The organism is Pseudomonas sp. Y3 TE3536, from assembly GCF_053629175.1.
Genome location: NZ_JBRJHU010000001.1, coordinates 3,349,811 through 3,362,265 on the forward strand (window position 1 = coordinate 3,349,811; position 12,455 = coordinate 3,362,265).

General features: G+C 61.7%; 9 protein-coding genes and 3 tRNA genes. 3 read left to right on the forward strand and 9 right to left on the reverse strand.

Annotation, left to right across the window (positions count from 1 at the left end; genetic code table 11):
- Positions 1-206: 206 nt before the first annotated feature.
- The 5 genes from AB7M33_RS15165 to AB7M33_RS15185 form a co-directional block, all read right to left on the reverse strand.
- Positions 207-1,499, reverse strand: a complete 1,293-nt coding sequence (locus AB7M33_RS15165) for a virulence factor family protein (protein ID WP_099430214.1) — start codon at positions 1,497-1,499, stop codon at positions 207-209.
- Positions 1,499-4,141, reverse strand: a complete 2,643-nt coding sequence (gene mprF, locus AB7M33_RS15170; RefSeq protein ID WP_265970065.1) for a bifunctional lysylphosphatidylglycerol flippase/synthetase MprF — start codon at positions 4,139-4,141, stop codon at positions 1,499-1,501. Before mprF ends, AB7M33_RS15165 begins: the two co-directional genes overlap by 1 nt.
- A gap of 265 nt (positions 4,142-4,406) precedes the next feature.
- Positions 4,407-4,483: transfer RNA gene (locus tag AB7M33_RS15175), tRNA-Met, on the reverse strand.
- Between the two features lie 133 nt (positions 4,484-4,616).
- Positions 4,617-4,693 (reverse strand) — tRNA-Met (locus AB7M33_RS15180).
- A 134-nt stretch (positions 4,694-4,827) separates the two neighbouring features.
- Positions 4,828-4,904 (reverse strand) — tRNA-Met (locus AB7M33_RS15185).
- Positions 4,905-5,125: 221 nt separating this feature from the next.
- Between AB7M33_RS15185 and dinB the strand changes: the two genes are divergently transcribed.
- The gene (gene dinB, locus AB7M33_RS15190) at positions 5,126-6,184 is read left to right on the forward strand and encodes a DNA polymerase IV (protein WP_454244225.1); all 1,059 of its coding nucleotides are present in this window, start codon (positions 5,126-5,128) and stop codon (positions 6,182-6,184) included.
- Between the two features lie 28 nt (positions 6,185-6,212).
- Here the strand turns inward: dinB and AB7M33_RS15195 are convergent, their stop codons facing one another.
- From AB7M33_RS15195 to AB7M33_RS15205, 3 genes are all read right to left on the reverse strand, one after another.
- A complete protein-coding gene (locus tag AB7M33_RS15195; protein WP_027594678.1) occupies positions 6,213-7,166 on the reverse strand; it encodes a hypothetical protein in 954 nt (317 codons plus the stop codon).
- Between the two features lie 20 nt (positions 7,167-7,186).
- Positions 7,187-8,902, reverse strand: a complete 1,716-nt coding sequence (locus tag AB7M33_RS15200; protein ID WP_027594677.1) for a proline--tRNA ligase — start codon at positions 8,900-8,902, stop codon at positions 7,187-7,189.
- A 160-nt stretch (positions 8,903-9,062) separates the two neighbouring features.
- Complete coding sequence (locus AB7M33_RS15205) at positions 9,063-10,346, reverse strand: OprD family porin (protein ID WP_027594676.1); 1,284 nt, start codon at positions 10,344-10,346, stop codon at positions 9,063-9,065.
- 765 nt (positions 10,347-11,111) lie between these two features.
- Here AB7M33_RS15205 and AB7M33_RS15210 point away from each other — a divergent pair.
- Positions 11,112-11,534: an HIT family protein gene (locus tag AB7M33_RS15210; RefSeq protein WP_155951424.1), complete on the forward strand. Its 423-nt coding sequence runs from the start codon at positions 11,112-11,114 to the stop codon at positions 11,532-11,534.
- A gap of 1 nt (position 11,535) precedes the next feature.
- A complete protein-coding gene (locus AB7M33_RS15215) occupies positions 11,536-11,742 on the forward strand; it encodes a SlyX family protein (RefSeq protein WP_027594674.1) in 207 nt (68 codons plus the stop codon).
- A 39-nt stretch (positions 11,743-11,781) separates the two neighbouring features.
- Here AB7M33_RS15215 and AB7M33_RS15220 read toward each other — a convergent pair whose 3' ends face one another.
- On the reverse strand, positions 11,782-12,375 hold the full coding sequence (locus AB7M33_RS15220; protein ID WP_027594673.1) for a cold-shock protein: 594 nt from the start codon (positions 12,373-12,375) through the stop codon (positions 11,782-11,784).
- Positions 12,376-12,455: the final 80 nt, after the last annotated feature.

The following is a 12,455-nucleotide window of genomic DNA, read 5'->3' on the forward strand; positions in this document are numbered from 1 at the left end:
CTCATTGCCGGCAAGCCGGCTCCCACAGGTTCAACAGCGCCCTCAAGCGCTGCACACTTCCTGTGGGAGCAACTGTCTTGTGGTGCTTGTTCCGGCCTCTTCGCGGGCAAGCCCGCTCCCACAGGTGCGGCGCTAGCCTTGGAGGCTACAGAGTTCGGGTGGGAGCCGGCTTGCCGGCGATTGGGCCGCATGGCGGCCCCTTTCTATCAGTTCTGCTCCGCCACGCTCGACTTGCCCTGGCGCGTCTCGATCTCGCCGATCAGGCGCTTGGCCAGCGCGGGGTAGTTCTCATCGAAGTGGTGCCCCCCCGGTAGCTTCAGTCGCTCACCGACGGCCGTCTTGTCGGTGCAGCCGCTTTCGTCGGTCTCTTCCACGCCGTAGACGCACACCACTTTGGACGCTGGCAGCCTGGCCATTTCCGGCCCGGTTGGCGCCTCCTGGCCTTCTTTGCCCAGCCAGCCCTCGACCTCGATCTCGAAGCTGCCGCTGCGGGCGAAGGCCAGCAGCATCACCGCGTCGATGCGTTGCTGGTCTTCGGCCGGCAGGCGGTTGTAGATGGCGGGCAGCACGTCGGCGCCAAACGAATAGCCGGTCAATACAAAGCGCTTGGTACCCCATTTCTGACGATAGTGCTGCATCAGTTCCGACAGGTCAGCGGCGCTCTGTTCCGGGGTCTTGTGTTGCCAGTAATAGCGCAGGGTGTCGATACCGACCACCGGGTAGCCCAGCTTGGCCATTTCCCCGGCGACGTCCCGGTCCAGGTCGCGCCAGCCACCGTCCCCGGACAGGAACAGGGTGACGGTGTCGGTGGTTTGCCCAGCCGGCACCTCGACCACCGGGATGGCCAGGGCGTTGCCGTCATGCCCGACCAAGGCTTGGGTCAGCTGCGATTTGAGTACCTGGGGCAAGTGGATGTCGTAATCGCTGATGCTGGTTTCAGCGTTGGCCTGGTCGCGCACGAAGGCGGCGCTGGCGTCATCCGGGTTGTCGTTCCAGGCGACGTTCCAGTGGCCGTGGGCCGCCGACTTGGGCAGCGTGGCCTGGCAGCCGGGTTGCTCCAGGGTGAAGTCGACGGAAATGGCCCGCGCCTTGTCGTCAGTCTGTGCGGCCAGCCAGCGCCAGGCTTGTGCCGCACCCGGGCCGATGCCGGCTACCAGGGTCGGTTTCTCGGCGAGCTGGGTCACTGCCAGGTCCAGCGCTTGCTGCTGCTTGCTGCAGTCGCTAGGCGGCAGGATCACCTGCACCAGCTGGGCTTCCCCGGCCTGGCTCAGGTCCAGCAACTGCTTGTCGGTCAGGGCCTGGTCCTGGGGGACGCCGATGGCGACCCGGGCTTTGGCGTGCACGCCAGGGGTGACACGGGTGATGTGGGTGTCATTCAGGGTCAATTGCTCCAGGCGCGCCTCGGGGGCCGGGCGCGTCCATAGCCAGAAGGCCGCGGCCCCGCCAAGGGCGGCCAGCAGCAGCGCAATCACCAGGTACAGCCAATAGCGTCGGATCATCAGCGTTTCACCAATCCAGTCAGGCCGCCAGCAATCAGGGCGGCAGTGTCGGCCAGTGCCACCAGCGGGTCGAGCCCTGCTGGCACAGCCATGTAACGGGGTTCCCAGTCCGGTTGGAACTTGTCCTTGAAGCGTCGAAGCCCCTGGAAGTTGTAGAGCTGTTCGCCGCGGCGGAACACCATTGAGCCCAGGCGTTGGGTCAACGGCGCGCCACGCCTTGGCTGCAACCCGGAAAGCGGGACCATACCCAGGCTGAAACGGCCGTAGTCATGGCTTTTGTAGTGCAGGATCAGGCCGATCATCATGAATTCCATGGTCAGCTTCGGCGCTTCTGGGTGGGCGCGCATCAGGTCGAGGCTGGCCAGCTCGTTGCTGTGGGTTTCCAGCAGGTTGGCAAACGCCACGGGCCGGCCCTGGAAGCGAATCAGGGCAATCCGGAAATGCTGCAGGTACTCGGGGCTGAAGCGCCCGAGCGAGAAGCCTTTCTCGCGCACGTTCTTGCCGCTGAGCCAGGCATCGGAGATTTCCTTGAGCTCTGCCAGTGGGGCGTGACCGGGCTCATGGATCTCCAGGCTAAGGCCGTCACGGCCGCCACGGTTCCAGGTGTAGCGCAGGTCCTTCATCTCCTTGCCCTTGGCGTCGAGGTCGAAACGGCGCAGGTCGACCCGGGCTTCCTCACCCAGCTTGAGGGCGGTCAGGCCAATGTCCATATAGAAGGGCAGGTTCTCTGCGCGTACCTGATAGAACACCGGCCGGGCGTGGTGCAGGTCGCACAGGTCACGGAACTGCCAGATCATCTCGGCGCGCTCCTGTGCGGGGCCGATCGGGTCATACAGGGCCACCAGGCTGCGACCGCGACGGGCATACATCAGGAAGGCGTTGTCGCGTGGGTGGAACAGCAAGGCCTTGTCCCCCGTCAGCGCCAGGCCGCCATCGGGCTGGTCGGACGCCAGCAGAATGCGGTTGGCGCGTTGCAGCTCTTCGTCATCGGGCAGGTGGATGACCGGCGGTGCGGTGCGCAGCAGCCAGGTCAGGGCCACGGCCACCAGCAACACGGCGCTGCCCATGGCTGCCCGCAGGCCGCGCGGGGCATCGGCATCCAAGGTGAACTGCCACCACAGCTGGTGGCTGTAGGGCACATCCTGGTAGGCAAACAGCAGCAGCCACACCGAAGCACCCACCACGCAGGCGCTGGCCACCAGGAATACCGGCGAGAAGGGTAGCTCCAGCAAGCGGCTGGGGCGGTAGAAGGAGCGGCGGAACAGGGCAAGCAGGGCGGCCGTGAACGTGAGCAGGCACGCTTCTTCCCAGTCAAAGCCTTTGAGCAGCGACAGCAAGGCACCGACCAGCAGCAATGTGGTGGTCAGCAGCCAGGCCGCAGACAGGCGCCGGCGCAGCCCTTGGGCCAACAGCAGGCAGAGCACGCCGATCAGGCTGGCGCCGAAGTGCGAGGCATCGATCAGGCGATGGGGCACCAGAAAACCCATGTGCTCCAGGCGCGTGTCGATCTCCGGCGTGGCACCGGAGAACAGCAGCACGACGCCGGACAGGAACACCAGGATCGACAGCACCGGCGCGGCCAGCCCTGAAGCCACCTTGATCGCCTGTTGCGCGAACAGCAGGCGCCGTGCCTCGTTGGCCAACAACAGCACGCAGGCCAGCAGCAGCGGTAATACCACGTAGATCAGGCGATACAGCAACAAGGCTGCTGCCAGTGGCGCGGCGCCCAACTGGTCGGCAAAGGCTGCCAGCAAGATCGCCTCGAACACCCCGACACCGCCGGGTACATGGCTGAGCACGCCAGCGGCCAAGGCCAGCAGGTACACCAGGATGAACGCGCCAAAGGGCGGTGCTTCGGGCAGCAGCAGGTACAGCACGGTGGCTGCGGCGGCCACGTCCAAGGCAGTGATCAGCAATTGCAGTGCAGCCAGGCGGGCACCCGGCAGGCGCAGCGTGCGGCGGCCCAGTTGCACCAACAGGTTATCGGCCACGGGTTGTTCGGCCAGGCGCCTGCGATAGAGCCCGATCACCAACACTGCAAACAGCACCAGTACAGCAGCGGCGATACCCGCCAACAGGCCCGGCGAAAGGCCCAGCGCCGTGGAGGCGGCGGGCAGATCGCTCAAGGTCGCCAAGGCAGCCAGGGGCGGCAACGCACACCCCAGCGACAGGCTGGCAAAAACGGTCATCCGCGCAACTTCGGCAGCCCCAAGGCCCTGGCGCGCATACAGGCGGTAGCGTACCGAGCCACCCGACAGCATCGACAGGCCAATGGCGTTACCGATGGCGAAGGCGCTGAAGCCGCCCAGGACCAGGCTGCTCGCGGGCAGTTTCACGCCGGCATAGCGGCTGGCCGACCATTCGTACCCCAGCAGGATCACGAACCCGACGACCGTCGCCAGCAACGCACCGAGCAACGACTGCGTCGGCACGCTGAGCATGGCATCGTGCAGTGCATAGATGTCCAGCTCGCTCAGCAGGTGGCGGCAGGCAACCAGCGCCATGGCGAACAGCACCAGCGTCACCGCCAGGCCAATGGGCTGACGATAGCGGCTCAAGCGCTCGATCATGGGCAGGCGTTGCGCAGCAGTCGGTAGCGCCGATGCGAGGGGCACCGGAGGTTCAGGGTTGTGGGAAGTCATCGATTGGTACCCCGAGCCGGCAGCGCGAGGTAGGGGAGAGGTGCGGCCAAGTGAAAGTCCCTTAGGAAAACGTATCCAATAGTACTCCGTGCACAGGCGCTTTCAGCGTTCTGGCCGGGTTAAAGATAGTTCATCCTGAGAGGGGCATCTCAAGCCTGAGGGGCAGGCGAGTGGCAGGTTAGTGCTTTGGCGATGGAAACCGTGGGGCCATAAAACAACAAACCCCGCGCTGCTGTTACACAGGCGGGGTTTGTTCTGACGAATATGGTTGCGGGAGCCGGATTTGAACCGACGACCTTCGGGTTATGAGCCCGACGAGCTACCAGACTGCTCCATCCCGCGTCAGAGGTGCGCATTCTACAGCTTGTTGAATCTGTGTAAAGCGTTAATTGTTGATTTCTCAACCTTTTTTCTTCTGCATCATTTTCGATGCAAAGAAAAAGGCCACTGCGTTAACAGTGGCCTTCTCTTTGTTTGGTTGCGGGAGCCGGATTTGAACCGACGACCTTCGGGTTATGAGCCCGACGAGCTACCAGACTGCTCCATCCCGCGTCTGTGGGGCGGATTCTACAGTTTATTGACGGTGTGTCAAGCGTTAGCTCTTGATTTATCGTCAATTTTCCACAATGACTTTTTCGAGGCCAAAGAAAAAGGCCACTGCGTTAACAGTGGCCTTTTCTCGAATCTGGTTGCGGGAGCCGGATTTGAACCGACGACCTTCGGGTTATGAGCCCGACGAGCTACCAGGCTGCTCCATCCCGCGCCTGTGAGATCGAATTCTACGGATTTCCCGCCCTATGTCAAGCATTATTCCAAGAAAACCCTTTTTCCTTCAAACCCTTAGCGTTTGAGCAAGGCGCGCGGGGCAGGCGCGGCGGGCCTTGCAGGCCAATTGTCGAGGGATGCGCCGTGCAGGCTGTTGCGCCAGAGGGACCATGCGATACTATCTGTATGAATCTACAGTACTGACGGTCATCCATGTCCTTGCGCAAGATCATCCATGTCGACTGCGATTGCTTCTACGCCGCGATCGAGATGCGTGATGACCCGCGCCTGGCCGGTCGGCCCATGGCGGTCGGCGGGTCGGCCGACCATCGCGGGGTCATCGCCACCTGCAACTATGAAGCCCGTGCCTATGGCGTGCGCTCGGCCATGTCCTCGCGCCATGCGCTCAAGCTGTGCCCTGACTTGTTGATCGTCAAACCCCGTTTTGAAGCCTATCGCGAGGCATCGCGTGAGATTCACGCCATTTTTCGCGATTACACCGAGCTGATCGAACCCTTGTCGCTGGATGAAGCCTACCTGGATGTCAGCGACAGCCAGTGGTACGCCGGGAGCGCGACACGGATTGCCGAGGACATTCGCCGGCGCGTCGCCCGTACCCTGCATATCACGGTGTCGGCGGGTGTCGCCCCCAACAAGTTCCTGGCCAAGATCGCCAGTGACTGGCGTAAGCCCAATGGCCTGTTCGTCATCACCCCGGGGGACGTCGAGGCGTTTGTCGCGGCCTTGCCCGTCGCCCGGTTGCACGGGGTGGGCAAGGTCACGGCGGACAAGCTGGCGCGCTTGGGTATCGATACCTGCCTGGACCTGCGCGCGTGGTCCCGCCTGGCCCTGGTGCGTGAGTTCGGCAGTTTTGGTGAGCGGCTTTGGGGGCTGGCGCGGGGGGTTGATGAGCGTGCTGTGCACAATGACAGCCGCAGGCAATCGGTCAGCGTGGAAAATACCTACGATACCGATCTGCCGGACCTGGCCAGTTGCCTGGAGCGTCTTCCCGCGTTGCTCGACAGCCTTAATGAACGCATTGCCCGCATGGACAGCAGCTACCGGCCGGACAAGCCTTTCGTCAAGGTCAAGTTCCATGACTTCAGCCAGACGACGATGGAGCAGGCGGGGGCAGGCAGGGACCTGGAAAGTTACCGGCAATTAATGAAGAAGGCCTTCGCGCGGGGTGACAAGCCGGTGCGCTTGCTGGGGGTCGGGGTAAGGTTGCGGGATTTGCGCGGTGCGCATGAGCAACTGGAGCTGTTCCCACCTAAATGAACAAGGGCCGCTAAGCGGCCCCTTTCATTTATTGCACGCCTGGGTCAGCTACCAGCCGCCCGGTGGCCTTAGTCAGGGATTGCAGGAATTCCTGCTGCAGTTCCGGATCGTTGCGCGTCAGCTCGATCAGGCTCTGCTCCATTTCACTGGCTTCCTCTTCCAGGCCCAGTTCGGACAGGCGTTTGACCCGGTGCACCCACTGGCTGACATCATCGTCTTCCAGGTCGTCGAAGATCAGCTCATGCGCTTCAAGCAGCTTGTTGCGCAGCGTGGCGCTGACCAGCAGGCTGGCGTCACCGCGCACCGCATTGTCCTCATCGACCACCTGCAGGTGCAGGGTGCCGATGTGGTTGAGGTTCTGCTCGGAGAACGGGCTGTCGAGCAGGTTCAGGCGCAGCACGCCGTTTCTGTCGGTGGTCAGCTCGTGGGTGAGTTTGCCGGCCTTGACTTCGACCAGGCGCTCGCTCCAGGGCAGGCTGGTGGACTCCTCGCGCTGGTCCTTCTGCACTTCGCTGATCCCGGCAAGGTTCTGCTGGGCGCGACCGTTGGACTGCACGTTCATGAACGGGTTAAGCCCCGCCACGCCGTAACTGAGCCAGTCGTGGGTCACACTTTCAGGCAGGTTGCCCAAGGCGAACACGTTGACCACGTTGGCACCCACGCCCGCTACGACAGCCACCGCACCCAGTGGGATCTCATAGATCTCCCGCCAGGGCTGGTAAGGCGTGTAGCGGTCGTAGCGCCGGGTAACTTCGAACTCGGTGACTTCGAAGCGCTTCAGCTCATGCACGCGCACACGTCGTTGCGGCAGCTCCATCACCTTCGGCTCGCCGACATCGATCTGCAGACTGTGTTCGAGCAGTTTTCGCTCGACGCGCTCCTCGTGCTCGCTGCGCTGGGACATCTGGTTGGCGCAGCCGCTGATGAGCAGGGCGCCGCACAGTGCGGCGCCCCCCAGGGGAAAGGTACTTCGCTTGGACATGATCACTCGTGCATTGATTATCAGCGGCGAACGCGGGCCTGCAGGAACGACAGCACTTCATTGAGTGGCAGCGCTTGAGCATCCTGTTCGGTGCGGTGCTTGTATTCCAGGTTGCCTTCGGCCAGGCCGCGGTCACTAACGACGATGCGGTGCGGAATGCCGATCAGCTCCATGTCGGCAAACTTGATGCCTGGGCTGGTCTTCTTGTCGCGGTCATCCAGCAGCACTTCGAAGCCGGCGGCAGTCAGTTCGGCGTACAGCTTGTCGGTCGCTTCGCGAACCACGTCGGTTTCATAGCGCAGCGGCACCAGGGCGATCTGGAAAGGCGCCAGGGCGTCGTTCCAGATGATGCCTTTGTCGTCGTAGCTCTGTTCGATGGCGGCGGCGACCACGCGGGACACGCCAATGCCATAGCAACCCATGGACAACACGACAGGCTTGCCGTTCTCGCCCAGTACCTGGCACTTGAGTGCCTCGCTGTACTTGGTGCCGAGCTGGAAGATGTGGCCCACTTCGATGCCGCGCTTGATCACCAGGGTGCCCTGGCCGTCTGGGCTTGGGTCGCCTTCGACGACGTTGCGCAGGTCGGCGACTTGCGGAACCGGCAGGTCGCGCTCCCAGTTGACGCCGAAGTAGTGCTTGTCATCGATGTTGGCGCCGATGCCGAAGTCGCTCATCAGGGCAACCGAACGGTCGATGATGCATTCCAGTGGCAGGTTCAGCGGGCCGAGCGAGCCTGCACCGGCGCCGATGGCGTCGCGCAGTTCAGCTTCGGTCGCCATGACCAGCGGGTCGGCAACCTGTTCCAGCTTGGTGGCCTTGATTTCGTTGAGCTCGTGGTCGCCACGGACGATCAGGGCGATCAGCTTGCCTTCTTCGGCGCCGCGCACGATCAGGGTCTTGACGGTCTTCTCGATCGGCAGGCCGAAGTTTTCGACCAGTTGGGCGATGGTCTTGGCGTCCGGCGTGTCGACCAGGCGCAGCTCCTCGGAAGGGGCAGGGCGCACGGTTTCACGCGGGATGGCCTCGGCCTTCTCGATGTTGGCAGCGTAATCGGAGCTGTCGCTGAAGATCACATCGTCTTCACCGGATTCGGCCAGCACGTGGAATTCGTGCGAGTAGCTGCCACCGATGGAGCCGGTGTCGGCTTGCACAGGGCGGAAGTCCAGGCCCAGGCGGGTAAAGACGTTGCTGTACGCCTGGTGCATGCGGTCGTAGGTTTCCTGCAGGGAAGCCTGGTCGGCATGGAAGGAGTAGGCGTCCTTCATGATGAACTCGCGGCCGCGCATCAGGCCGAAGCGTGGGCGGATCTCATCACGGAATTTGGTCTGGATCTGGTACATGTTGAGCGGCAGCTGTTTGTAGCTGGACAGCTCGTTACGGGCCAGGTCGGTAATGACTTCTTCGTGGGTCGGGCCGACGCAGAAGTCGCGGTTGTGGCGGTCTTTCAGGCGCAGCAGCTCTGGGCCGTACTGCTCCCAACGGCCGGATTCCTGCCACAGTTCGGCGGGCTGGATGCTGGGCATCAGCACTTCCAGGGCGCCGGCGGCGTTCATTTCCTCGCGCACAACGGCTTCGACCTTGCGCATCACTCGCAAGCCCATCGGCAGCCAGGTGTACAGGCCAGAGGCCAGTTTGCGGATCATGCCGGCGCGCAGCATGAGCTGGTGGCTGATGACCACTGCGTCGGCAGGGGTTTCTTTCTGGGTGGCGAGCAAATATTGACTGGTGCGCATGGTGGGCCGTGTCGATTGCCTAAGACGTTGAAATGACCCCGCATTGTACGGGGGCGAAACGAAGGCGTACAGGATGCCCCAGGGCGTGACACTTGTCAGCCAAGAAAAAGCCCGGCGTGATCGCCGGGCTTTTTCAAGTGCGGGGCACTGCAAGCCAGGCTTACAGGATGCTCAGCGGGTACTCGACGATCAGACGCAGTTCGTCGATCGAGCTCGAACCGTAGTACACACCGTCGCTGGAGCGGTAGGTGGCCTGGCGCACACGGAAGCTCAGGTCTTTCGCTGGGCCGCTCTGCATGACGTACTTGACGTCTACGTCGCGTTCCCATTCCTTACCGTCGTCGGTGGTGCGGGTGGTTGCACCGGTACCGCGTGCGTAACGGGTCATGAAGGTCAGGCCTGGTACGCCGAACTCGGCGAAGTTCAGGTCGTAGCGAGCCTGCCAGGATTTCTCGTCTTCGGCGTTGAAGTCGGAACGAGCGATGGAGTTGGCCAGGAACACGGTACCGCCGCCGTCCACGCCGTAGGCGTAGTCACCGTCGCCGCTGACTTTCTGGTAGGCCAGGGTGAAGGTGTGGGCGCCGATGTTGTAGGCAGCCGACAAGCTGGCTGCGATGTTGTCGAGCTCGTTGGTGCCGTCGGACTTGGTGACGAATGCACCGGTACGGTTGGCGCCGATCGACTTGGTGTCATAGATGTTGAAGTCGAACACCAGGCCTTGCTTGTCGCTGATCGGCAGCGCCCAGTTGATGTTGCCGTACCACTTACGGAAGTGATCTTCGATGTGCGAGTAGTAAACGCTGGTGCTGAGGCTATCAGTGAACGCGTAGGTACCGCCGAAGATGTTGGCTTCGGTCAGGTTCAGGCTGTCATGGTAGGTCTGAGCCTGGGCGTTCATGGCGGTGAAGTGACCGGCGTTCAGGGTCAGGCCATTGATCTCGTTGCTGGTGATCAAGCCGCCTTCGGCAACTTCCGGCAGCAGGCGGCTGTCGTCAGTGGCGAATACTGGCATGGCGGTGAACTGGTCACCGAACTTCAGCACGGTATTGGAGATGCGCATTTTTACAGCGCCGCCGCCTTCGGAGTAATCATCCTGCGAGCGGCCGTCGGAGCCTTGTGGGAACAGGCCGGTGCCGGCGCGACCTTTGCCGCTGTCCAGTTTCAGGCCGAGCATGCCGATGGCGTCGACGCCGAAGCCTACGGTGCCCTGGGTGAAGCCCGATTCGTAAGTGCCGAGGAAACCAAGGCCGGTTTCTTCCACGCGGCTTTGAGTGCCGGCTGGGTTGTTACGGAAGTCACGGCTGAAGTACAGCATGCGAGTTTTGACGTTCAGCTGGCTGTCTTCGATGAAACCCTTGGACTCGTCTTGTGCAGAGGCGAAGGCCAATTGCGAGGTCCCTGCCGAAACGGCCAGGGCGATCATGCTCCACTTCATCACGCGCATCGTGATTTGCTCCTTTGGTTTTTTAGGAAGAGTACCGCTGCGCCCAAGTCTTTTAGTTATATGGGGCAGCTCTTTCTTGTTATGTCGGCGGAAATGTATAACACGCTGACTGTTGTTGGCGATATGGGCATATCCAAGCTTTCGGGAACTTTATGGCCATGTCGCTTTCAGGTATTTCCATGTCGCAAATCACGTCCCGGATTCCCGGGTCGTACAACGCCAGCGCTGTTCCTGTCACCGTAACGAATCTGTAACTACAGGTTCCGGTTAGGGAAACTCCCTGGTGTATCCAAAGCGGCTGTTGTTATTTGTTGCGTACATCGCTTGATGCAGATGTCGTGCCGACTTGGCGGGAGAGGAATGCAACAAGCGTGCTCAAAATTACCACCGGTTCATGAAATTTTCACAAATGAGGCTGCCGAAGGTCGGAAAGTACCGTAAACACGGGGCGGGGCTTGTCTGATGGTGTGCCACAACTCTGGCGGTTTTCAAATTCAAAACCTGCCATAAAAGTCAATGTGTTACCGGCAACTGTTCATGCGGAGTCATTCGTGTGGGTAAAAGCGTAGTGGTGTGCTCGTTTGCGGCCTCATTTTGGTGCGAAAAGTAGCGGTGTGTTACCGCGACTGTGCAGGCAGCAGGTTTTCATGAACTTAAAGTGTGCAGTGTCGGGCTGCTGTTGCATGCCGGCGTGCGCGAAGCAAGGTATCCTTGCGCAATGTTCCCGTGTCTCGCGGGCCCGTTATCGAGTATTGGAGGTTGGTGGTGGTTGAGATGGATTCGCGTTTGCAGCAAGACACCTATGTACTTGGAGACTTTCCGTTGTGCCGTGTGTTGCTCAGCAAAGACGCCAATTACCCTTGGTTCATCCTGGTGCCGCGTCGCCCTGGAGTGAGCGAATTGTTCGACTTGAGCCAGGAAGACCAGGCGCAACTGTGGAAAGAAACCACGTACCTGGCTGAAGCGCTGAAGGGCGAATTCAACGCTGACAAGATGAACGTTGCCACCCTGGGTAACGTTGTCAGCCAGATGCACATGCACGTCATTGTCCGTCACACGCATGACGCCGCTTGGCCAGCGCCGGTATGGGGCAAAGTGCCCGCCGTCGAGTATGCGCCGGGGCAAGTCGATGCCATTGGTCAGCGCCTGCGCGCGCTGCTCAACGATGACTACCAGCAGGTGGCCTGAAGTGTCCTCTGAATCGCGAATCATCGAGCTGGAAACCCGCCAGGCCTTCCAGGACGACACGCTTCAGGCGCTCAATGATGTAGTGGTTGAGCAAGGGCGTGTGATCGAGCGCCTGCAACTGCAGATGGCCGAGCTGCTCAAGCGTTACGAAGAAATGGTGGGGCAATACGGCAGCGAAGGTGAAGAGGCGCCGCCCCCTCATTATTGAGTTGAGGCAGCCCTGGCCTTGCACCAGGGCTGCACACGGTCAGCGACGGGTTACCGCGACCACATCTTCGGCCTGCAGGCCTTTGTCACGGTGCATGACCGAAAACTCGACGCGCTGGCCTTCGACCAGAATGCGGTGGCCTTCGCCGCGGATGGCGCGGAAGTGCACAAAGATGTCATCGCCCGAATCGCGGGAAATGAAGCCAAAGCCTTTGGACGTGTTGAACCACTTGACGGTGCCCGTATCGCGGTTGCCGGCCTCCAAGGGGGCGCTTTGGCTGGTGCGGGCTTTTCGGTTGGCTCGGGCGAAGCCCGCAGCCAGGTGCAGCACCACGGCCAAGGCCGCGCAGACCAGGGCGGCCAGGTTGCCCATCTCGGGGCGAGCCAGCAGCGTCAGGGTCTGCAATACCACGGCCACCACCAGCAAGGCGCAAGCCAGGTGCTGCAATTGTTGCCGGGCACCTCGGTAATACAGCGGCACGACCGGGGCCAATACCAGGTTAAGCAGGCCGAGCAGTGCCAGGTAGACCGCGTCGGGTTGCTGCAGGAAGGGTGTTGCGTCGGTTTTCAGGCTGGGTATGAGCGATAGCAGCAAAGCCGCTACGCCCGTCACCAGATGGACGATCTTGAACATGGGTTGGCTCACAGTTGACAAGCTGATCACAGGAAGAGCTGGCGACACGGTGCGCATGAGGTGTAAAGCGCGAACACGTG